At 72.7% G+C, this 22,294-nt stretch carries 17 protein-coding genes; 8 read left to right on the forward strand and 9 right to left on the reverse strand.

Going from position 1 to position 22,294, the window contains the following annotated elements; translation table 11 throughout:
- Nucleotides 1-121: 121 nt before the first annotated feature.
- Entirely contained in the window at nucleotides 122-3,871 is a 3,750-nt protein-coding gene (gene putA / locus MKK68_RS06615; RefSeq protein ID WP_244029429.1) for a trifunctional transcriptional regulator/proline dehydrogenase/L-glutamate gamma-semialdehyde dehydrogenase, read from the forward strand.
- A gap of 244 nt (nucleotides 3,872-4,115) precedes the next feature.
- Nucleotides 4,116-4,415 carry a hypothetical protein gene (locus MKK68_RS06620; protein ID WP_244029431.1) on the forward strand — a complete coding sequence of 100 codons (300 nt, stop codon included), beginning with the start codon at nucleotides 4,116-4,118 and terminating at the stop codon, nucleotides 4,413-4,415.
- An 85-nt stretch (nucleotides 4,416-4,500) separates the two neighbouring features.
- Here the strand turns inward: MKK68_RS06620 and MKK68_RS06625 are convergent, their stop codons facing one another.
- Together MKK68_RS06625 and MKK68_RS06630 are read right to left on the reverse strand one after the other, a co-directional pair.
- Nucleotides 4,501-5,877, reverse strand: a complete 1,377-nt coding sequence (locus MKK68_RS06625) for a hybrid sensor histidine kinase/response regulator (protein WP_244029433.1) — start codon at nucleotides 5,875-5,877, stop codon at nucleotides 4,501-4,503.
- A complete protein-coding gene (locus tag MKK68_RS06630; protein ID WP_244029435.1) occupies nucleotides 5,874-7,082 on the reverse strand; it encodes an FIST N-terminal domain-containing protein in 1,209 nt (402 codons plus the stop codon). The genes MKK68_RS06625 and MKK68_RS06630 overlap by 4 nt, the downstream gene beginning before the upstream one ends.
- Nucleotides 7,083-7,354: 272 nt before the next feature.
- Between MKK68_RS06630 and MKK68_RS06635 the strand changes: the two genes are divergently transcribed.
- Nucleotides 7,355-9,769: a PAS domain S-box protein gene (locus MKK68_RS06635; protein ID WP_244029437.1), complete on the forward strand. Its 2,415-nt coding sequence runs from the start codon at nucleotides 7,355-7,357 to the stop codon at nucleotides 9,767-9,769.
- Nucleotides 9,770-9,931: 162 nt separating this feature from the next.
- Nucleotides 9,932-11,311: an HD-GYP domain-containing protein gene (locus MKK68_RS06640; RefSeq protein ID WP_147728367.1), complete on the forward strand. Its 1,380-nt coding sequence runs from the start codon at nucleotides 9,932-9,934 to the stop codon at nucleotides 11,309-11,311.
- 29 nt (nucleotides 11,312-11,340) lie between these two features.
- Here MKK68_RS06640 and MKK68_RS06645 read toward each other — a convergent pair whose 3' ends face one another.
- Together MKK68_RS06645 and MKK68_RS06650 are read right to left on the reverse strand one after the other, a co-directional pair.
- Nucleotides 11,341-11,574, reverse strand: a complete 234-nt coding sequence (locus MKK68_RS06645; protein ID WP_244029439.1) for a hypothetical protein — start codon at nucleotides 11,572-11,574, stop codon at nucleotides 11,341-11,343.
- Nucleotides 11,575-11,919: 345 nt separating this feature from the next.
- Nucleotides 11,920-12,429 (reverse strand): DUF2268 domain-containing putative Zn-dependent protease, encoded by a 510-nt coding sequence (locus MKK68_RS06650; protein WP_244029441.1) that lies wholly within the window; start codon nucleotides 12,427-12,429, stop codon nucleotides 11,920-11,922.
- A 186-nt stretch (nucleotides 12,430-12,615) separates the two neighbouring features.
- Between MKK68_RS06650 and MKK68_RS06655 the strand changes: the two genes are divergently transcribed.
- Nucleotides 12,616-13,137 (forward strand): DUF1993 family protein, encoded by a 522-nt coding sequence (locus MKK68_RS06655; protein ID WP_147727309.1) that lies wholly within the window; start codon nucleotides 12,616-12,618, stop codon nucleotides 13,135-13,137.
- A gap of 162 nt (nucleotides 13,138-13,299) precedes the next feature.
- Nucleotides 13,300-14,418 carry a molybdopterin-dependent oxidoreductase gene (locus MKK68_RS06660; protein WP_244029442.1) on the forward strand — a complete coding sequence of 373 codons (1,119 nt, stop codon included), beginning with the start codon at nucleotides 13,300-13,302 and terminating at the stop codon, nucleotides 14,416-14,418.
- 233 nt (nucleotides 14,419-14,651) lie between these two features.
- Here the strand turns inward: MKK68_RS06660 and MKK68_RS06665 are convergent, their stop codons facing one another.
- Both MKK68_RS06665 and MKK68_RS06670 read right to left on the reverse strand, forming a co-directional pair.
- Nucleotides 14,652-15,383: a Crp/Fnr family transcriptional regulator gene (locus tag MKK68_RS06665; RefSeq protein WP_243937247.1), complete on the reverse strand. Its 732-nt coding sequence runs from the start codon at nucleotides 15,381-15,383 to the stop codon at nucleotides 14,652-14,654.
- 231 nt (nucleotides 15,384-15,614) lie between these two features.
- Nucleotides 15,615-15,824: a hypothetical protein gene (locus MKK68_RS06670; RefSeq protein ID WP_243937249.1), complete on the reverse strand. Its 210-nt coding sequence runs from the start codon at nucleotides 15,822-15,824 to the stop codon at nucleotides 15,615-15,617.
- A gap of 178 nt (nucleotides 15,825-16,002) precedes the next feature.
- Here MKK68_RS06670 and MKK68_RS06675 point away from each other — a divergent pair, with 178 nt between their 5' ends.
- Together MKK68_RS06675 and MKK68_RS06680 are read left to right on the forward strand one after the other, a co-directional pair.
- The gene (locus MKK68_RS06675; RefSeq protein WP_243986715.1) at nucleotides 16,003-16,200 is read left to right on the forward strand and encodes a hypothetical protein; all 198 of its coding nucleotides are present in this window, start codon (nucleotides 16,003-16,005) and stop codon (nucleotides 16,198-16,200) included.
- A 211-nt stretch (nucleotides 16,201-16,411) separates the two neighbouring features.
- Complete coding sequence (locus MKK68_RS06680) at nucleotides 16,412-17,695, forward strand: ArgE/DapE family deacylase (protein ID WP_147843007.1); 1,284 nt, start codon at nucleotides 16,412-16,414, stop codon at nucleotides 17,693-17,695.
- A 10-nt stretch (nucleotides 17,696-17,705) separates the two neighbouring features.
- Here MKK68_RS06680 and MKK68_RS06685 read toward each other — a convergent pair whose 3' ends face one another.
- The 3 genes from MKK68_RS06685 to MKK68_RS06695 form a co-directional block, all read right to left on the reverse strand.
- A complete protein-coding gene (locus MKK68_RS06685; protein WP_244029444.1) occupies nucleotides 17,706-19,385 on the reverse strand; it encodes a methyl-accepting chemotaxis protein in 1,680 nt (559 codons plus the stop codon).
- 183 nt (nucleotides 19,386-19,568) lie between these two features.
- Complete coding sequence (locus MKK68_RS06690; protein ID WP_244029446.1) at nucleotides 19,569-20,630, reverse strand: SDR family oxidoreductase; 1,062 nt, start codon at nucleotides 20,628-20,630, stop codon at nucleotides 19,569-19,571.
- 154 nt (nucleotides 20,631-20,784) lie between these two features.
- Nucleotides 20,785-22,122 (reverse strand): aspartate aminotransferase family protein, encoded by a 1,338-nt coding sequence (locus MKK68_RS06695; RefSeq protein ID WP_409567184.1) that lies wholly within the window; start codon nucleotides 22,120-22,122, stop codon nucleotides 20,785-20,787.
- Nucleotides 22,123-22,294: the final 172 nt, after the last annotated feature.

Here is a 22,294-nt window from a genome sequence, read left to right on the forward strand (position 1 = left end):
ATTCCGATGGGGAATCCGCCGGTCTTCGACGCGACCCACGGATTTTAGCACTGCGCCGCCGCGGCTACAAAGTGGTCCGTGCCCGGCCGGCGGCCGGCGGCGGAGGGAGGCGGGGTCTGCCATGTCGATCGTGTCGTCGTCGATCGTGTCTTCCCCTCGGCCCGTCGTGCCCGCCCGTCCGTCCTTCGCGGATCTCGCCGACGACCTGCCCGCGTCGTCGCCGCTGCGCGCGGCGATCGTCGCGGCGCACCGGCGCCCGGAGGCGGCGTGCCTGGCGCCGCTCCTCGACCGCGCGCAGCTTCCGCCCGAGGCGGCGTCGCGCGTCGCGGCGACGGCGCGCGGCTTGGTCGCGGGCCTGCGGCGGACGGCGAAGCGGGGCGGCGTCGAGGGCCTGATCCACGAATACGACCTGTCGAGCCAGGAGGGCGTCGCCCTGATGTGTCTCGCCGAGGCCCTGCTGCGCATCCCGGACGCGGCGAGCCGCGACGCGCTGATCCGCGACAAGATCGCCCCCGGCGACTGGCGGGCCCATCTCGGCCACAGCCCCTCGCCGTTCGTCAACGCGGCGACCTGGGGCCTGCTGGTGACCGGCAAGCTCACCGCGACGACGCGCGAGCGCGGCCTGTCCGCGGCCCTGACGCGCCTGATCGGGCGGGGCGGGGAGCCGTTGATCCGCCGGGGCGTGGACCTCGCCATGCGGTTGATGGGCGAGCAGTTCGTGATGGGCGAGACCATCGCCGAGGCCCTGCGCCGGGCGCGCCCCAACGAGGCGAAGGGGTTCGCCTATTCCTACGACATGCTCGGGGAGGCCGCGGCCACGGAAGCGGATGCCGCCCGCTACCAGGCCGCCTACGCGGCGGCGATCCATGCCATCGGGCGGGAATCGGCCGGGCGGGGCGTCATCGGGGGGCCGGGCATCTCGATCAAGCTCTCGGCGCTGCACCCGCGCTACACGCGGACGAAGCGCGCCCGCGTGCTCGCGGAGCTGATCCCCCGGGCGAAGGCGCTGGCCGTGCTGGCCAGGGGGTACGGCATCGGCCTGAACATCGACGCCGAGGAGGCCGACCGGCTCGACCTCTCCCTCGACATCCTCGAGGCGCTGGCCACCGACCCGGACCTCGCGGCCTGGGACGGGCTCGGCTTCGTGATCCAGGCCTACGGCCGGCGCTGCCCCTTCGTCGTCGACTGGCTCGTCGACCTCGCCCGCCGGAGCGGCCGCCGCCTGATGGTCCGGCTGGTGAAGGGCGCCTACTGGGACGGCGAGATCAAGCGGGCGCAGGTCGAGGGGCTCTCCGACTTCCCGGTCTTCACCCGCAAGGCCCACACCGACGTGTCCTACCTCGCCTGCGCCCGGATGCTGCTGGCCGCGCCGGACGCGGTGTTCCCGCAATTCGCGACCCACAACGCGCAGACCGTGGCCAGCATCCTGGAGATGGCCGGCCCCGGCTTCCGGCCCGGCGACTACGAGTTCCAGTGCCTGCACGGAATGGGCGAGCCGCTCTACGCGGCGGTGGTCGGCCCGGGCGGGCTCGACCGGCCGTGCCGGATCTACGCCCCCGTCGGCACCCACGAGACCCTGCTCGCCTACCTCGTCCGCCGGCTCCTGGAGAACGGCGCGAACGCTTCCTTCGTCAACCGCATCGCCGACGCCTCCGTCTCGCTCGACGACCTCGTCGCCGATCCGGTCGCGACGGTGCGGGCGATGCGCCCGCCGGGGGCGCCGCACCCGCGGATCGCGGCCCCGCGCGACCTGTTCGGCGCCGGGCGGCCGAACGCGGCCGGGCTCGACCTGAACGACGAGGCCGTGCTCGCCCGGCTCGCCGCCGACCTGCCGGCGCGTGCCGCCGCGGATTGGGCCGCCGTCCCGTCCGGGCGCTCCGCCGCGGAGGCCCGCGACCCGGTCCTCAACCCTGCCGATCGCACCGACGTGGTGGGCCGCGTGCGCGCGGCGGAGCCCGCCGACATCGCCCGCGCCCTGGCGGCCGCAGCGGCGGCGGCCCCGGGCTGGGCGGCGACGGCGCCGGCCCTTCGCGCCGGCCTGTTCCGCGCCGCCGCGGACGCCTTCGAGGCGCGGATGCCGGTCCTGCTCGGCCTGATCGTGCGGGAGGCGGGCAAGTCCCTGGCGAACGCCGTCGCCGAGGTGCGGGAGGCGGTGGACTTCCTGCGCTACTATGCCGGCGAGGCCGAACGGGTCTGCGGCCCGGAGGCACGGCCCCTCGGCCCGGTCGCCTGCATCGCCCCCTGGAACTTCCCCCTCGCGATCTTCACCGGGCAGGTCGCGGCCGCCCTCGCGGCCGGCAACCCCGTGCTCGCCAAGCCGGCCGAGGAGACCCCGCTCGTCGCGGCCGAGGCCGTCCGGCTGCTGGGCGAGGCCGGGATCCCGGCGGGGGTGCTGCATCTCCTGCCCGGTGCGGGCGCGGTCGGCGCGGCGCTCGTCGGCGATGCCCGGGTCCAGGGCGTGATGTTCACCGGCTCGACCGCCGTCGCCCGCCTGATCCAGCGGACGCTGGCGGACCGCCTGACCGCGGACGGGCGGCCGGTGCCGCTCGTCGCTGAGACCGGGGGGCAGAACGCGATGATCGTGGATTCCTCCGCCCTGCCCGAGCAGGTGGTGGCGGACGTCCTCGCCTCCGCCTTCGATTCGGCCGGCCAGCGCTGCTCGGCCCTGCGCATCCTGTGCCTGCAGGAGGAGATCGCCGAGCGGACGCTCGCTATGCTGCACGGGGCCCTGCGCGAGCTCGCGGTGGGCGATCCCCGGCGCCTGTCCGTCGACGTCGGCCCGGTGATCACCGCCGAGGCGGCCGAAGGGATCTTCCGCCACATCGAGACGATGCGGAGCCGGGGCCACGCGATCACGCAAGGGGGCGAGAACCCGCAAGGGCGGAAGGATACGGCCCTGGACGCGGGCAGCTTCGTGCCCCCGACGGTGATCGCGATCGACCGGGTCTCGGACGTGGAGGCCGAGGTGTTCGGACCGGTTCTCCACGTGCTCCGCTACCGGCGGGACGACCTCGATGCCCTCGTCGACGCCATCGACGCCACCGGCTACGGGCTGACCTTCGGCCTGCACACCCGCATCGAGGAGACGGTGACGCGCGTCCTCGACCGGATCGGGGCGGGCAACGTCTACGTCAACCGCAACACCATCGGCGCCGTCGTCGGCGTGCAGCCGTTCGGCGGCACGGGCCTGTCCGGCACGGGGCCGAAGGCCGGCGGGCCGCGCTACCTCCGCCGGCTGATGACGCGCCCGGCCCCGTCCTGGGCCGATGCCCCCGCCGACGCGGCCCGGTCCCCGGCCGAGGCGGTCGTCGATCCGGTCGCTCGGGCCTACATCGGCTGGCTCCGGCAGCGGGGCCACGCCGAGGTCGCGTCCCGGGTCGAGCGCGATCTCGCCCGGATGCCCGCGCTGACCGAATCGGTGCTGCCGGGCCCGGTCGGCGAGCGCAACAGCTACGGCCTCCGCCCGCGCGGCCCGATCGCGGGGCTCGCCTCGGACGAGGCGGGAACCCTGCGCCAGCTCGGCGCGATCCTGGCCACCGGCCAGCGCGCGGTGATCGCGGCGGAGCGGGCGTCGTCGGGCCTGCTCGACGGCCTGCCCGCGGCGGTCCTGCGGAGGATCGTCCCCGCCGAGGATCCCGCGGGCGCCCCCGGCCTCGGCGGGGTGCTGCACGCGGGCGAGCGGGCCGATCTCGCGGGGCTGGTCCGCCGGATCGCCGAGCGCGACGGGCCGATCCTCACGATCCTGTCGATCCCCACGGCCTCCGATCCGGAGGCGGGTTACGAGCTCTCGGACCTGTTCGCGGAACGCACGGTGTCGATCAACACGGCGGCGGCGGGCGGCAACGCCAGCCTGATGGCGCTCGACGCATGATCCCATGCGATTCGGCAGCGCCCGTGCCGGGATCGGCGCCGACGAAAAAGGCGCGCCTCTTGGCAGAGGTGCGCCCTGAGTTGGTTCCGGTCTCGTGAAGGAACCCGGGTGGGATACGGGGTCGGCGCGGCGCGGGCAAGGTCTGGTCGGCGATATGCCAGCAGTGTGGCCGTGTCATCGAAATGTAACTTGGGTTAAGCCGGAGCCGGAGCGCGGGCGGCCCGTCGCATGAAGGAACGAACCCATGGCATCGATGCAGGAGATCGCGGCGACGATGCGCAGCGTCGTCACGCCCGGGATGACGCCGAAGGCGATCCGCGCGGCCATCCGGGAGAAGCACCCGGAGGCGAGCAAGAAGGAGATCGTCCGCGCCGCGTTCTACGCCCTTGCCGAGGCCCCGGCCGCGGACGCGTCGGCGGACCTGCACGGCTTCGCCCTGTCCGAGCGCGGCGCCGACGAGGAGGCCGACGCGGTCGTGACGGTGCGCAAGCGCAAGCGGAAGAAGCACGCGCCCGCCGCGGCCGAGATCGCGCCGGCGCATTGAGGCCGAGGGCTGCGGGCCCTCCGAGGGGCGGGACCGGGCCGATACGCGGTCTCGCGACGACGACGCGGCGCCGGCTCGCCCGTCCTCACGTCAGCATGGAGGTCAGCAGCGCGCGCAGCTGCGCCGGCTTGATCGGCTTGTGCACCAGCTCGGCGCCGAGGGCTGCCGCCTCCGCCGCGATCTCGGGGGCGTGGTCGGCGGTGGTGACGATGACGGGCAGCGGCGCGGTGCGCCCTTCCCGGAGCAGGGCGGCGACGTCGAGCCCGCGGGCGCCGTCGTCGAGGTGGTAGTCGAGGATCAGGATGTCGGGCGCGAGCGCGCCCGCACGCAGGGCGGCCGCGACGCCGGCGGGATCGCGGAAGGTGGCGACGCGCGCATCCCAGTTCTTAAGCAGCCGCTCGAGCGCGTCGGCGGTGGCGGCGTCGTTCTCGACCACGACGACGCGGGCGCCCGAGAGCCGCGTCGCCACCGGCCCGGGCCGCGCCGCGGGCTCGGACGCGGCCGGCACGGCGCTCGGGGGCAGGGTGAGCGACACCCGCGTGCCGCGCCCCGGGCGGGAGGCCAGCGCCAGCGGGTGGTCGAGCGCCAGCGCCAGGCGCCGCACGATCGAGAGCCCGAGGCCGAGGCCCGGCCCGTCGCCCTCGGCGGCGCGCGGCGGCGTCCCGGCGCCGTTCGCGCTGCCGCGGTAGAACTCGTCGAACACCAGCGCGTGCTCGTCGGCGGCGATGCCGCAGCCGGTATCGATCACGTCGACCCGGACCGTGCCGGCGCGGCGGCGCGCGACCAGGGCGACGCCGCCGGACGCGGTGTAGCGGATCGCGTTGGAGAGCAGGTTCTGCAGGATGCGCCGCAGCAGGATGCCGTCGCTCGACACCGCCAGCTCCGGGCTGCGCACCACCAGGCGCAGGCCCCTGCGTGCGGCGAACGGCGCGAAGCTCGCCGCCAGCCCCGCCAGCAGGTCGGGCAGCGGCACGGGCCGCACCTGCGGGTGGACGATGCCGGCATCGAGCTTGGAGATGTCGAGCAGGGTCTTGATCAGGTCCTCGATCGTCTGCAGGCCGCGCTCGACCTGGGCGCCGATCAGGCTCGCCTCGGGCCCGAGCGGCAGGTCGGCGAGCGCCGAGATCGAGAGGCGGGCGGCGTTCAGCGGCTGCAGCAGGTCGTGGCTGGCGGCGGCCAGGAACCGGGTCTTGGAGCGGTTGGCGGTCTCGGCCTCCTCCTTGGCCGCCACCAGCGCCTCGTTCGAGCGCTCGAGGCGGTGCATCAGCGCCGTCAGCTCCTCGGTGCGGGTGCGGACGCGGCCCTCCAGGGTGATCGCGGTCTGGAACAAAGCATAGGCGCCGCCGCGCTGGTCGGTGCTGCGCTCCACATGCGCCATCAGCGCGGCGTTGATCCGCTCGAGCTTGGCGATGCGCCGGCGCAGGGACGCCTCGCCCTCCAGACCGGCGTCGTGCAGGGTCACGGGAGCGCCGGCGGGGCGGACGTCGCCTCCGCAGGCCCTTCGCTCGCAAGCCTCTCGTCCGCGGGCCTTTTGCCGATGGCGATGCCGGTCAACGTCTGGTTGAGGTGCATCGCCCGGTACTGCTCGCCGTAGGTCTCGAAGCCGACCATGTCGTAGCGCCGGTAGAGGTCGGCGATGCCCTGGCGCACCTGCCGGCTCTCGGCGTCGAGCCGGCGCAGCACGCATTCGAAGCCGATGATCAGGTCGACGCCGCCGAGCGCCCGGTCGAGCCGGGCGAGCTCCGCCCGGGTCGAGGCGACGATGTCGCGCGGCTCGGCCAGCGTCAGCACCACGCCCTCGTCGATGGCGCAGAAGAAGCTGAGGGAGCCGTCGGCGTTGAGCCGCCGGATCGAGCGGCAGAAGTATTCGCCGCCGACCTTCACCGCGAGCGGGTAGGCGGCGAAGCTCATCGGCGTCAGCCGCTCGGGGTCGAGCCCCACCGCCATGGCGTATTCGCGCGCGGCCGGCTCGGCGTTGAGCTCGTAGACGGTGCGCGACTCGCCGTCCGAGGCGGTCACCACGAACTTCACGTCGGTCGGCTCGAAGTTGTCGCTCTTGAAGATCTGCACCGGAAAGTCGCTCTCGACGAGGAGCAGTACGGCGGCGTTGCGGTGGATCGCGCCGCCGTGCAGCAGCACCGCGTCGCGGAAGGTGAGGTCGTCGCCGGCCGAGCCGCCGACCAGCGGGATGCCCTCCAGCGCCCAGGCGATGGCCGAGACCACGGTCTCCTCGGCGTTGGCGAGCCCGTCGATCAGCGAGAGCGCGAAGCAGCGGGTCGGCTGGGCGTGGTCGGGCCCGTGCGGCTCGAGCCGGCGGCGCAGCGCCCGCACCGCGCCCGCGGTGCGCTCGACGTCGAGGTGGTCGATCGCGTCGAGCACCGTCGAGACGATGCGGAAGCCGTCCGCCGGGAACGCGATCGCCACCAGGCCGCGGTCGAGCCCGCCGGCCGGCGCGATCCCGCCCGACATGGTGCAGCCGGAAATCTCGGCCCGCGGAAACGCCTCGGCCAGCCGCCGGCTCAGGTTTTCGGGGTCGTAGTCGGGGGAGAAGAACACCAGGAGCTGGGCCGCGTCGGCGCCGACCGCCCGCGCGATCTCGGCGACGGCCTCCCCGGCGGAGCCGCGCTCCGTCCACGCCGTCCTGATGCCGCACAGATGCGTGCGCATCTGCGTTCCCTGTGCCACGCCCCGCCCCCGATCGCCGTCGGCCCCCGGGTTGGTCCGCAGGCGGCACGCGCGAGTATGTGGCGGGCAACCGAAACGTGCAACCGGTGGCGGAACCGCGCCCGGCGCGGCCGGGATCCGCGCGGCCCGGCAGGGGCAAGCGGGTCTCGCGGCATCGGAACGGCCGACCCGCAAAAGGGTCGCTCCGCAACCGACGCGCCGGCGTGGCCGGGCGGCTACATAAATCGCGCGGCGGATGCGGCTAAACCGGGGCCATGCCCGGACGCCACCGCCTTCAGAACGTCATCGAGAGCGCCATCGACTTCGCCGTCATCGTCACCGACCCGGAAGGCGCGGTGACGGAGTGGAACGCGGGGGCGGAGACCATCTTCGGCTGGCCCCGCGAGGCGGTCGTCGGCGGGTCGTCGGCGCGCATCTTCACCGCGGAGGACCGGGCCGCGGGCTGCGTCGAGCGGGAGATGCGCGCCGCCCTCGCCGAGGGCCAGGCGAGCGACGAGCGCTGGCACCTGCGCCGGGACGGCAGCCGGTTCTGGGCCTCCGGCGCGCTGATGCCGCTGCGCGACGAGGACGGCGTCCACCAGGGCTACGTCAAGATCGTCCGCGACCGCACCCAGCAGCACGAGGCCGGCGAGCGCCTGCGCGCGACGCAGGACCGCTTCAGCACGCTCCTGGAGACCATCGAGACCGCCTTCGCCATCGTCGAGGTGCGGTTCGAGGGCGAGCGCCCGATCGATTACCGCTTCATCGAGGCGAACCCGGCCTTCGAGCGCCAGGCCGGGGTCAACCTGCGCGGCAAGTGGGTCACCGAGTTCGCGCCCGACCTGGAGCGGTTCTGGTTCGAGACCTACGGCCGCGTCGCCTGGACCGGGGAGCCGGCGACGTTCGAGAGCTATGCGGAGGCGTTCGCGCGCTGGTTCGACGTGCGCGCCGTGCGGGTCGGGGATCCGGCCGAGCGGCAGATCGCGATCTTCTTCAACGACGTCACCGAGCGCAAGCGCGCGGAGGAGCGCCTGCGCGTCAGCGAGACCCTGGCGCGCGAGAATGCCGAGCGGGTGCAGCTCGCCCTCGAGGCCGGCGCGATCATCGGGACCTGGCACTGGGACCTGCCGACCGACCGGTTCACCGTCGACGAGGCCTTCGCCCGCAGCTTCGGTCTCGACCCGGCGCTCGGCCGCACCGGCATCCCGCTCGCCCAGATCGTCGCCACCGTCCACCCCGACGACCAGGTCGGCCTGGCCGCGGCGATCGACGCGGCGATCCGGAAGGGCGGCGCCTACGCGCATCAGTACCGCGTGCGCCGGACGGACGGGCGCTACTACTGGATCGAGGCCAACGGCCGGGTCGAGTGGGCCGAGGACGGCACCCCGTCGAGCTTCCCCGGCGTGCTGATCGACGTCGAGGAGCGCCGCGCCGTGCAGGCGGAGCGCGACCGGGCGGCGGCGGCGCTGCGCGCCCTCAACGAGACCCTGGAGCAGCGCGTCGCCGAGCGGACGGCCGAGCTGATGCAGACCGAGGCGGCCTTGCGGCAATCGCAGAAGATGGAGGCGGTGGGCCAGCTCACCGGCGGCCTGGCGCACGACTTCAACAACCTGCTGGCCGGCATCTCCGGCGCGCTGGAGCTGATGCAGAGCCGGATCGGCCAGGGCCGGTTCGACGACCTCGAGCGCTACATGGGCGTGGCGCAGGGGGCGGCCCGCCGCGCGGCCGCGCTGACCCACCGCCTGCTCGCCTTCTCGCGCCGGCAGACGCTGACGCCGAAGCCGACCGACGTGAACGGGCTGATCGGCGGGATGGAGGAGCTGATCCGCCGGACCATCGGCCCCGAGATCGCGCTGGAGCGGGTCGGCGCGGCGGACCTGTGGCCGGCACTGATCGATCCGGGCCAGCTCGAGAACGCGCTGCTGAACCTCTGCATCAACGCCCGCGACGCGATGCCGAACGGCGGCCGCATCACCATCGAGACCGCCAACTCCCGGCTGGACCGGGCGGCCGCGACCGCGCACGACATCCCCGAGGGCGAGTATCTCGCGGTGTGCGTGACCGACACCGGCACCGGCATGCCGCCCGAGGTGGTGGCCCGGGTGTTCGAACCGTTCTTCACCACGAAGCCGATGGGCCAGGGGACGGGCCTCGGCCTGTCGATGATCCACGGCTTCGCCCGGCAATCGGGCGGCCAGGTGCGGATCCGGTCCGAGCCCGGCCGGGGCACCGCCGTCTGCCTGTACATGCCGCGCCACCACGGCGAGGCCGACGGCGACGACGGGGCGCCCGTCCCCGCCGAGGCCGCCCGTGCCGAGCAGGGCGAGACGGTGCTGATCGTCGACGACGAGCCCTCGGTGCGCATGCTGGTCACCGAGGTGCTGGAGGATCTCGGCTACACCGCGATCGAGGCGGCCGACGGCGTCGCCGGCCTGGCGGTGCTGCAATCGGACATGCGCATCGACCTGCTCGTCACCGACGTCGGCCTGCCCGGCGGCATGAACGGCCGCCAGATGGCGGACGCGGCCCGCGTCGGCCGGCCCGACCTCAAGGTGCTGTTCATCACCGGCTACGCCGAGACCGCGATCCTCGGCCACGGCCACCTCGACCCCGGCATGGAGGTGCTGACCAAGCCCTTCCCGATGGACGCCCTCGCCACCCGCCTCAAGGCGCTGATCGCGGGGCGGTAGGGGCTCTGCCGGCGATCCGAGAAGCTGCGACGCTTTGCGGACGCTGGAAAGGTCCGCTCGGGGCGGATCGGCGCGCGCAAGGCAACGCAACGCTTTGATCAGGTTCTTGAGGCAGTCTTGCCGCCTATCGAGACCGATAAGCCAAGAGGCCGGACGAGAACGATGCGGATTGTATCAGGCGGCGACGAGGAAGCCAGGACGATCCAGCTGTCGGAAGTGCTCGGTGCCTTGAGCCACGCCCTCGACCTGACGGAAGGTCAGCCCGTCGGGCATTGCGTGCGCGCGACCTGGATCGGCTTCCACATCGGCCGCGAGATGGGCCTCCCGGACTTGCAGCTCTGGGAACTCTACCACACGGTGATGCTGAAGGATCTCGGGTGCTCCAGCAACGCCGCGCGCATCTGCGAGCTCTATCTGTCCGACGATCTCAGCTTCAAACGCGACTTCAAGACGGTGAGCGACAGCCTGCCGAAGGTGCTCGGCTTCGTCTTCTCTCATACCGGCCTCAAGGCCGGCCTCGCCGAACGCTTCCGTGCCGTGCTCAACATCCTGCAGAACGGCGGAGCGATCACCGACGAACTGATCCAAACCCGCTGCCAGCGCGGTGCCCAGATCGCCCGGCAGCTTCGCTTCCCCGCGAGCGTTTGCGAGGCCATCCACGCGCTGGACGAGCACTGGAACGGCGGCGGCAGACCGGACCGCCTGGTCGGCCCGGGGATCCCGCTCTACGCACGGATGGCGTTGCTCGCTCAGGTCGTGGACGTGTTCCACACCGCAGCCGGCCCCGCGGCCGCGATGGCCGAGGTGCGGGCGCGCTCGGGCACATGGTTCGATCCTCAGATCGTCGCCTGCTTCGAAGCGGCCGCATCCGAACCCGGCTTCTGGGATACCCTGGCCTCGGATGAGGTCGAGGAGGCGGTGTTCGCGTTGGCACCGGTCAGCCCGATCGTCGTTGATGAGGACTACCTCGACGACATCGCCCGTGCCTTCGCGCAGATCATCGACGCCAAGAGCCCGTTCACCTCCGGCCATTCGGAGCGGGTTGCCGTCTACGCCGACATGATTGCGGCCGAGCTTGGCTACACGTCGGAGCGCCGCCGCTGGCTGAAGCGGGCTGCGCTGCTTCACGACGTCGGCAAGCTCGGGGTCTCGAACGCGATCCTCGACAAGAACGGCAAGCTGGATGACGCGGAGTGGCGGGACATGCGCAATCACGCGTCCCTCTCCGAGACCATCCTGACCCGCGCGGCCGTGTTCCATGAGATGGCCCGCATCGGTGGCGGACACCACGAACGGCTGGACGGGAAGGGCTATCCGCGCGGCTTGAGCGGCGACGCGATCGAGCCCGAGACCCGCATCGTCTCGGTCGCCGACGTGTTCGACGCGCTGACAGCCGACCGGCCCTACCGGGCGGCCATGTCGCTCGAGAAGGCGCTCGGCATCATGCGCGCGGATCTCGGCACTGCGTTCGACCCGATCTGCTTCGCGGCGCTGGAGCGTGCGCTCGCCTCGATCGAGGGCGATCTTGCGCGGGCGGCTTGAGCCGAGCCGCCTCTCGGCGAACCCTCCGACTACCGGATCAGGATCATCTTGGAGGCCCTGCCGTCGGCACGAGGTGATGCGTCTCCCGACGTCGAGACGATGACCGTGCGCACCACCCAACCGCAGGCGGGCGAACCCAAGGCCCGGAGGAAAAGCCAATTGAGGCCGCGGGTCAGCATGATCTGAGCTTTCTGATGTTGGCTTGCGCTGAAGGCGTCGGCTGAAAAGTCTGGCACCCGCCGTGTGAGTTCATCATGCAGCATCCGGCAGGACAGGGTGATAGCAAAGTCGATCGCATTTGATGCAACCGGAAGTACAACTTCTAGGAGTGCAAGTCTTCGATCGCGCTGACCGTCCGGAACGCCGCCTTCGTCGGCTTTCGAAAACCACCGACGTCGGCGTCAAGGGCGTGGTCGGGTCCGACTCCGGACGTCTGCTTCCGGGGAAAACGCCAGGGGCCGCTTTCCATCCGATCCGGTCGCAGAGCGGACCGGCCGATCTCGGCCCGTGCCGGCCGTGCGGACAAGCATCCGCCGGTGTCGGAAGCCGCCGTCATCGACCGGCTTGGCCATTCCGCCTCGGGGCTGGGAGGCGGCCCGGGCCGGCGGTCAGAGGTTCGGCAGCGTGCGCCCGCGCGCCGCCACGATGACGTCGGGCGCGGGGATGTCGACCCATGCGCCACCGCCGGTGTCGGCGTCCGCTTCGAGCCAGTCGCCCACAATCCGGTAGCCGAGGGTGTAGCCAAGCCAGCGCGGATACCGTCCTGCCCCGAAGAACCAGGCGCGGTGGTCGTGCCCGGCGCCCGCGAGCGTCGCGTCGTCCGGCAGGTTGGCCGCGAGTTCCGCGTCGGTCACCGCGCATTCCCACGGCTCGGGCGGCGAATCGAACAGGTGGCCGACGAACCGCCCCGCCAAGCCTTCGCTCACGAGGGCCTCGCCGAGCGTCCAGCCGTAGCCGGGCCCGGCCATGCGCATGCCGTGGTGCGCCTCGTGCGCGACGGTCCGGCGCAGATCCCCGTCACGCAGCGCGCGGGCGAAGTTGGGGGTGCCGTGGTCGATGGTGAGGGAGAACAGGCCGGGGCGCACCGCCTCTCCCGTCGTGCCGGTCTCCGGAATCACCGCGCCGGGCAGGCGCTGCCGACCGCGTCGCGGCGAACCGCCCTTCGACCGGCAGCCCAGGCCGGCGCCCGGACCGCACGGTCCCGACGCGACCCGCCGGCCGTGCGGCCCCGTCGCCCGGCGTGCCCGCGCGCGGTGTGCGCCCCGTCACCGCGTCGTCCCGGGCCGCCGCCTAAGCCAGGCCGGATGAGCATCAGCATCCACGACGTCAGCGTCCCGGTCTTCGTCCACGCGCTTGGCAACATGAGCGCGTGGCTCGACAAGGCGGCGGCGGAGAAGCCGGAGGCCGACCTGCTCGGCCGGCGGCTGGCTCCGGACATGAAGCCGTTGCCGGCCCAGTATCAGATGGCGTCCGACAGCGCGAAGAACGCGGTGGCCCGGCTCGCCGGGATCGCGGCGCCCGCGATGCCCGACGTCGAGGCGAGCTTCGCCGAGCTCAAGGCGCGCTGCGCCCGGACGATCGCCTTCGTCGAGGGCGTCGATCCGGCGGCTCTGGCCCTCGGTGCGGAGCGCGCGGTGGAGCTGACGTTCCCGAACGGCATGGGATACCGCTTCAGCGGGCAGGGCTACCTCACCGGCTTCGCGCTTCCGAACTTCTTCTTTCACGTCACCACGGCCTACGGCATTCTGCGGGCCGCCGGGGTGAGCCTCGGCAAGCCGGATTTCCTGCAGCATCTCGGGCCGCCGACCCTCCACGCCACGAAGTAGCCGCTCGGGCTCCCCGGCCCGGACCCGATCCCCGGGATCGGGCGCGCGCGGGAGCGCGCCAACGCCTGTGACGATGTCGCCCGGGCCGTTTCGGGGCGGCGCGTGAGCCTTCGCGCCGCCGGCGCGTTCATGGCCCGTGTCCGCATCCGAACGGGAGCCCCGATGTCGAGCCTGGCCGAGCGAAAGGCACGCCTGATCGTCCACGGCGATCGGCCCTACAACGCCGAGCCGCCGCTCGCCCGGTTGCGGGCCGCCTACCGGACCCCGGCGGAGGACTTCTACGTCCGCTCGCACGGCGACCTGCCGGACCTCGACCCCGACACCTGGCGCCTCGCCGTCGAGGGCGGAGACGGTGCCGCGCGGGCGCTTTCGCTGCACGACCTGCGGACCTGCTTCCCGCAGGTCACGGTCACGGCGACGCTGCAGTGCGCCGGCAACCGGCGCGCCGACATGCGGGCGGTCGCCCCGGTCTCGGGCGACCCGTGGGATGCCGGGGCGATCGGCACGGCCGCGTGGACGGGCGTGCGCCTCGGCGACCTCCTGCGCGCGGCGGGCGTCACCGAGGGCGCCGATCTCCACGTGGCCTTCGAGAGCCACGACCGGGTGGACGGCCGCCCGTACGGCGCCTCGATCCCGCTCGCCAAGGCGATGGCGCCCGAGACCCTGCTCGCCTACGCCATGAACGGGGAAGCCCTGCTGCCTGAGCACGGCTTCCCGGTCCGCGCGGTGGTGCCGGGATTCGCCGGCGTGCGCAGCCCCAAATGGCTCCGGCGCCTCGCCGTGCAGGATCGCCCGTCCGACAACCCGATCCAGGCCGAGGATTACAAGCTGTACCCGCCCGACGTCGGCGCCGAGACGGCGGACCCGGCCCGGGGGCACACCATCGACACGATGCCGCTGAACGCCGCGATCTGCGAGCCGGAGCGCGGCGCCGCCCTCCGCGCCGGTCGCACCAGGGTTCGCGGCTACGCGGTGAGCGGCGACCGGGCCATCGTGCGTGTCGACGTCTCCGGCAACGGCGGCCGGTCCTGGCGGCAGGCCGACCTGGAGCACGCGGCCGGCGCGCCGTTCGCCTGGACGTTCTGGGCGGTGGAGCTCGATCTGCCGCCGGGCGAGCACGAGCTCGCGGTCCGCGCCTGGGACGCCGCCAGCCAGACGCAGCCGGCGCTGCCGGACGACACCTGGAACCACAAGGGCTACCTCTGCGCCTGCTGGCACCGCGTGCGGGTGAGCGTCACCGCAGCGCGCATCGATAGCGCGATCCCCGCGGCGCACGACTGATACCGGGTCTCATGGGTCAGGACCCATGAGGTCCGGCGGACGACCGCCGCCCCGCAGTCGCGGGGGCCAAGCCGCGATGCGTCACGCTCGGCGAGGCTTGGCATGAGGCGGGTCGCGAGCCGGCGGGCGCGCGACGGCCGCTCCCGAGGCGTCCGCCCCGCGGGCATCCACCGGCGGCAAGTCCCCTCCGCGGCTCGGTGTCGGCCCGACCCGTGACGCGGTCGTGGCGCGGACTACCGCGCCTCCGGAGCGTCGCTTCCCTCGATCAGCCGGGCGTACTCGGTCTCGGCCAAGCCGTAGCCGTCCCCCGCCACATCGAGCAGACGCTCGCGGTCGATGATCTGGACGTGGCCCCGGCGCTTGCCGACGAGGCCGTCCTTCTCGAGAACCTTCATCGCCATCGTCACGCCGGGCCGTTCGACGCCCAGCATCAGCGACATGAACTCCTGCGTGACCGTGATGTCGTCGCCCTCGCCGCGATCGTGGCACATCAGCAGCCAACGGGCGAGGCGGGTCGGCGTACCGCCGCGGGCGTTCGCGAACGCGGTCTGTGCGGTCTGGATGGTTTGGGTCTGGATGTATCGGTGCAGGAGGCTCCGTAGGGCGGGGCGTCGCTCCACTTCGGCGCGCAGGTCGGGCACATCGACTGTCAAGACGTGCCCGGCCGCCTGCACGAAGTGGGTGAACGGGCTGCGATCGTCGTCGAGCAGGACCGGGGCGGCCCCGACCAAGCCTTCGCGGCCGAGCAGCCCGATCTCGATGCGGCCGCTGGGCGCATCGGAGGTGACGGAGACAATGCCCGCCTCCACGAAGTGGACGCTCGTGATCTGCGTGTTGGCCGAGATGAGCACGCGCCGGAGCGGGATCGCCTCGGGACGCAGCGCAGGCGCCAGGGCGGCGAAGTCCTCCGGAGGCAGCGCGCGCAGGAGGCGGTTGCGCAGGGCGGGCTGCTGGAGATCTGCCACGTGTGCTCTCGCGTTGCGGGCAAGAGCACACGCTGTCCCTCAATCGTCAGCGCCCTGAAACGAGCCGACCACCAAGAATACATGGTGCGCGATACATAGATCAGCAATCGCTCCGAGCCGTACCATGGACATCAATCAGGTGGAATTCCCGGATAAATCGTCATATTTTTACTTATCGAGCGTGATCCGATTCTCCATCCAAGGGAGAGGTGCCGAGCAATCCGCGTGATCTTACTGCTTCTCCGCCCGCAGCATTTCGCGGGCGAACGCGAACACCGCGTCGCGCCCTTTCGGCGATTTGATCGCCAGCCAAGTCTGGATGAGCAGCGAGGCATCCTTCGGGTAGCCGGCGTTGGACTGCTCGAAGAATGAGTCTGGGGAGCAGCCGAGCATCAGCGCGAGCTGAGCGAGCGTCTCGGAACCGCTGACTTCAGGGGCCATGTCGGTCCCCTTAGGTGTCGGCATATCCATCCTATTCCCTCGTGTATCCGTCTCTAGCTCGACGGGAATGCATCTTAGCATTGCAGAGGGGGTAGTAAAATCGTAAATAATGTACAAAAATAGAGACAGGCACAGCTCTGTAAAAATTTTACATTTTATCTTCCCGTGCAGGAAGGAAATGCTTGTGGATCACACGCCTGATCTGAAAGCGGTCGCCGACGCGGTCATGGCCGCGCATGCCGTCATCGACGAGCACGGCACGCACGAGATGAAGACGATGAGTCGGATGCTCCTGTTCACGGTCGGCAAGGCGATCGCCCAGCGCAGCCGGCCTGCGCGCGAACCGCAAGATCTCCGAGGCGACGAGGTCGGGTGACCTCGGGGCGAATCGCGGCGTCGGAACGAGGCGATGTCCCGATCGCGTTCCGCATTCGATGGGGCGACGCGTGCGATCCGGCCCAGGGCTTCCGGTCGTCTCGCCGGCGACCGCTGCGCGAAGGCATGCCGCGCCGGCCTTCGCCTAGGCCGGCGCGCGCGGGCGCGGTAGGCTCGCGGCGTTCCGCCGTCGCGAGCCCTGAGGACCCCGCATGCGCCTCGATCCTGCCCTGGCCGCCCGCATCGCGGCTTCCGTCGCGGACGGGTTCGCCGACCAGGTCGCCCACACCCAGGCGCTGGTGCGGTTCGGCTCGACCCGCGGCGCCGAGCACGCGATCCAGGATTTCGTGTTCCGCGGCTTCCGCGCGCGCGGCTACGCCACCGAGCGGTTCGGCATCGACGCCGCCGCGGTCGAGGCCCATCCCGGCGGCGCCAAGGTCGCGGCCGGGCATTCCGAGGCGCCGGTGGTGGTCGGCATCCACCGGCCGCGGGACGAGCGCGGGCGCTCGCTGATCCTCCAGGCCCATGTCGACGTGGTGCCCCCCGGGCCGCTCGATCTGTGGACGCACCCGCCCTTCGATCCGGTGATCGCCGGCGACTGGATGTACGGGCGCGGCGCCGCCGACATGAAGGCGGGGCACGCGGCCAACCTATTCGCCCTCGACGCCCTGCGCCGCATCGGCCTGCAGCCGGCCGCCACCGTGACGATCCAGTCGGTGGTCGAGGAGGAATCCACCGGCAACGGCGCGCTCGCGGCGCATCTGCGCGGCTACCGCGCCGACGCGGTGCTGATCCCCGAGCCGATGGACGAGGCCCTGGTGCGGGCCAACACCGGCGTGCTGTGGTTCACGGTCGAGGTGCGCGGGCGCCCGGTGCACGTGCGCGAGATGGGGGCCGGCGCCAACGCCATCGACGCGACCTACCGGGTGATCGGCGCCCTGCGCGCGGTCGAGGCGCGCTGGAACGCCGACCGGGCCGGCCGGCCGCACTTCGCCGAGGCCGAGCACCCGATCAACCTCAATATCGGCCGGATCGAGGGCGGCGACTGGATCTCCTCGGTGCCGGCCTGGTGCCGCATCGGCTGCCGGATCGCGCTCTATCCCGGTCTCCGCGCGGCCGACGCCGCCGCCGAGATCGAGGCGGCGGTCGGCGCCTTCGCCCGCACCGACCCGTTCCTGTCGGGCACGCCGCCGCGGGTGAGCTTCGACGGCTTCTTCGCCGAGGGCTACGTGCTGGAGCCGGGCTCGGACGCCGAGAACGTGCTCGCCGCCGCCCACCGCGCGGCGGTCGGGACGGCGCTCACGAGCGTCATGTCGCCCTGCTACCTCGATACCCGGGTGCACGCCCTCTACGAGCGGGTGCCGGCCTTGTGCTACGGCCCGCGGAGCGAGAACATTCACGGCTTCGACGAGCGCGTCAGCCTCGCCTCGGTCCGGCGCATCACCACGGCGATGGCGCTGTTCGTGGCCGAATGGTGCGGGACCGAGCCGGCCTGATCCCGCCCGGTCAGGCGGCGCGCACGGTGGCGAGGAAGCGCCCGACCTCGGCGGCGAGGTGCTCGGACTGGCGCGACAGCTCGGACGCCGCGCCGAGCACCTGGGTCGCGGCCGCCCCGGTCTCCTCGGCGGCGCCGGCGACGCCGGTGATGTTGCTGGTCACCTCGGCCGTGCCCATCGCCGCCTGGCCGACGTTGCGCACGATCTCCTGGGTCGCCGCGCCCTGCTCCTCGACCGCCGCCGCGATCGCGGTGGCCACCGCGTTGATCTCGCGGATGCGCCCGGTCATCCCGCCGATCGAGGCGACCGCCTGACCGGTCGAGGCCTGGATCTGCGCGATCTGGCCCGAGATCTCGCTTGTCGCCCTGGCGGTCTGCTCGGCCAGGGCCTTCACCTCGGAGGCGACCACGGCAAAACCCTTGCCGGCCGCGCCGGCGCGGGCCGCCTCGATGGTGGCGTTCAGGGCCAGCAGGTTGGTCTGGCCGGCGATGTCCGAGATCAGCCCGACCACGGCGCCGATCCGCGACACCGCCGCGCTCAGCTCCTGCACCCGGGCGCCGGTCTGGTCGGCCTCGCGCACGGCCAGATGCGCGAGCTCGGCCGAGCCGCCGACCTGCCGGCCGATCTCGGCCACCGAGGAGCCGAGCTCCTCGGCGGCCGCCGCCACCGTGTTGACGTTGGTGCCGGCCTCCTCGGCCGCGGCCGCGACCGTGGTGGACTGGCCGGCCGTCTCGGTCGCCGTCGCGGTCAGGGTCTGGGCGGTGGCTTGCAGCTCGGTCGCCGAGGACGACACCATGCCGATGATCCCGCCGACCGCCGCCTCGAAGTCGTCGGCCATCTGGCGCATGCCGGCCTTGCGCTGCGCCTCGGCCGCCAGCCGCGCCTGCGCCGTGTCGGCCTCGAGCTTGCGGGTGCGGATCAGGTTGTCCTTGAACACCTGCACCGCCGCCGCCATGGCGCCGATCTCGCTGCGCTCGCCGGTATGCGGCACGGCGATCGCGGTGTCGCCCGCCGCCACCGTGTCCATCACCCGGGCCATCCGCTGCACCGGCACGGAGATCGTGAACACCGACATCCACCCGACCGCCAACGCCGTCGCCGCGACGAGGCCGAGGCCGACGGCGATGGCGAAGCGCGCCTGCTCGCCGAGCGCCGTGGCGCTCTCGGCGCTCGCCCGGCCGGCGGCGTCGTTGAAGGCGAGGTCGGCCTTCAGCGCGGCGCGCGCGGCGTTGAGCGCGGGGAGCATGCCGTCGAGGAGGTGCGCGCTCGCGCCCTTCGCGTCGCCCGCCTGCAGCCGCCGCAGGAATTCCTCGCCCATCGCCGAGTAGGCCGGCACGGTTGCCTTCACCGCCTCCCACAGCGCCTCCTCGCCGGGGCTGACGAAGGCGGCATAGTCCTTCAGGTCCGCGTCCAGCTCGGCCATGCTGGCGCGCAGCCGCGGCAGCGATTGCGGCCGCCGCTCGTCGCTGGAGACGAGGTAGGCGAGCTGCCGGCTGCGCAGCGCCTCAAAGTTGGTGGCGAGCCGCCCGAGGATGCGGGTGGACGGCAGCGCATTGCCCGCGAGCGCGTCGGTCACGGTGCTGAGGGCGTGCAGGCGCGCGTAGCAGAAGCCGCCGAGCCCGGCCGTCAGCAGGAACAGCACCAGCACCGCGCCGACCAGGCGCGCACGGATCGAGAAATGGGCCAGCATCGCGGAATCCTTCGTCGCAAGGCTCCGTGATTGTCGATCCCGGTTAAGATCACCCTATAAGGACCGGACGGTCCTCGGATGCGCAAGATCTCCCCTTGGCGCGACCTTGCCGGTCTACGCCGCCGGGGCGAGGCATCGGCCGGCTCGATGCGGGATCGCGCCGGCCGTCCCGTCAGGCGCGGCTCACGGGATCAGCCGGTCGGCCCGCAGGCGGGCGAACAGGTCGAAGAACGCGTCGTCGGTCGGCTGGTAGGCGAGGAACCCGAGCCGACGGCTCTTGCTCATGTCGGTGACCACCTCGATCGGCCGGCCGAGGTCGGCGTCGGTGTGCCAGGGCGAGGCGAGCTTGGCGAGGTCGGGCTCGGCGAGGCCGTGGCGCGAAGCGATCTCCGCCCAGACCGGGCCGTCCTCGGCCATCTGCGCCTCGAGCGGCCGCACCGTGCCGTCGAACGGCTCGGGCGTCAGCCCGAACCAGGCCGCGATCCGGCCCCACATCCAGCTCCAGCGGAAGACGTCGCCATCGACGACGTTGAAGTCCTGGTTGGCCGCGTCGGCGCTGGTCGAGGCCCAGAGCAGGTGGCGGGCGAGCAGCCGCGCGTCGGTCATGTCGGTCAGCCCGCTCCACTGCATGCCGGAGCCTGGGAAGCGGAACGGCCGGCCGGTCTCGCGGCACAGGGTGGCGTAGGCGGCCAGCGTCGTGCCCATGTTCATGGCGTTGCCGACCGCCTTGCCGATGATCGTGTGCGGGCGGTGGACGCTCCAACGGAAGCCGTCGCGGGCGGCGGCCGAGAACACCGCATCTTCCTGGGCGTAGTAGAAGTTCTCGACGTCGAGCCGGCCCTGGTCCTCGCGGAACGGGGTCTGCGGCACCGAGCCCTTCCCGTAGGCCTCGAACGGGCCGAGATAGTGCTTCAGGCCGGTGACCAGGGCGACGTGCCGGAGCGAGGCCGCCGGCCGCAGCGCGTCGAGCAGGTTCTCCACCATCGCGCCGTTGACGCGGATCATCTCGGCCTCGGTGTCGCGGCGCATCCAGGTCGCGAGCACCACGTGGCTCGGCTTGAGGCCCGCGAGCGCCCGCTGGAGGGAGGCCGGATCCTGCAGGTCGGCGGCGACGGGCACGACGCCGTCCTGCGCCATGGGCTTGCGCGCCAGCCCCGCCACCGCCCAGCCCTCGGCGGAGAACCGCTCGGCGGCCGCGCTCCCGACGATGCCGCTGGCGCCCACGATCAGAACCGAACCCGTCATGCATGACCCTCGCTGCCGAAGGCGCGCGGCCTTCGTATGCGGGTTCAACCAGCGGGCGTGCGTTGCGTTGCAGCGAAGACGCCTCTTCCCTTCCCCCTCTGCGGGGGAGGGGAGGTGCCCGCATCGCCCGGATTGCGGAACCGGGCCCCCGGCCTCACGCCACCCGGTCGATCGCGTCGCCCAGCACCTGCGCGATCTCGCCGATCTGGCCGTGCTCCAGGATCAGCGGCGGCGAGAGCGCGACGATGTCGCCGGTGACGCGGATCAGCAGGCCGCGCGCGAAGCAGTCGACGAACACGTCGTAGGCCCGCTTGCCCGGCGCGCCGGGGCGCGGTTCCAGCTCGATCCCGGCGATCAGGCCGATGGTGCGGATGTCGACGACGCGGGCGCGCCCGCGCAGGTCGTGCATCGCCGCGGCCCAGTCGTCGGCGAGGTCCGCCGCCCGGGTGAGCAGGCCCTCGTCGCGGTAGATGTCGAGGGTCGCCAGCCCCGCCGCGCAGGCGACCGGGTGCCCGGAATAGGTGTAGCCGTGGAACAGCTCGATCCCGTCCGGGCCGTTCATCAGCGCGTCGTGGACGTGGCGGCCGGCGAAGACCGCGCCCATCGGGATGGTGCCGTTGGTCAGCCCCTTGGCGGTGCAGACGAGGTCGGGCGTCACCCCAAAGAAGTCGGCGGCGAAGGGCGCGCCCAGCCGCCCGAAGCCGGAGATCACCTCGTCGAAGATCAGCAGGATGCCGTGCGCGTCGCAGATCGCGCGCAGGCGCTCGAGGTAGCCCTTCGGCGGCACCAGCACGCCGGTCGAGCCCGCCACCGGCTCGACGATGCAGGCGGCGATGGTCTCGGCGCCGTGCAGCGCCACGAGGCGCTCGAGGTCGTCGGCGAGCTCGGCCCCGTGCTCGGGCTGGCCCTTGGTGAAGGCGTTGCGGGCCGGGTCGTGGGTGTGGCGCAGGTGGTCGGTGCCCGGCAGCGTCGGGAAGGCCCGGCGGTTCGAGACGATGCCGCCGACCGAGATGCCGCCGAAGCCGACGCCGTGATAGCCGCGCTCGCGCCCGATCAGCCGGGTGCGGGTGCCCTGGCCGACCGCCCGCTGGTAGGCGAGCGCGATCTTGAGCGCGGTGTCGACCGATTCCGAGCCCGAGCCGGTGAAGAACACCCGGTCGAGCGCGGCGCCGGCCGGCCCAGGCGCGATCTCGGCCAGGCGCTCGGCGAATTCGAACGCGATCGGGTGGCCCATCTGGAAGGTCGGGGCGAAGTCCATCGTCGCGAGCTGGCGCTCGACCGCGCTCGCGATCCCGCGGCGGCCGTGCCCGGCGTTGCAGCACCACAGGCCCGCCGTCCCGTCGAGCACCTGGCGGCCGTCGTCGGTGGTGTAGTGCATCCCGTCGGCGGCCACGAACATCCGCGGCGCCGCCTTGAACTGGCGGTTGGCCGTGAACGGCATCCAGAACGCCTCCAGCGAGGGCGCGTTCTTCCGTGCGTTCAGGTCGGACATGAGGGCTCCTCGGCTCGCGATCGTGCCGGCAGGGGACCCGGTTTCGCGCGCCGCAACAACCCCCTTTCGCGCAAGCCGGGCGCCTCCGGCATGTGCCCGGCAACGGCCGCCCGGCGTGGGCGGCGGTCGAGGGCGCGCCGCATTCCCGGCTGCGCCGACGCGCTCGGCCGGC

The sequence above is a fragment of the Methylobacterium sp. E-016 genome (genome assembly GCF_022829745.1).
GTDB lineage: Bacteria > Pseudomonadota > Alphaproteobacteria > Rhizobiales > Beijerinckiaceae > Methylobacterium.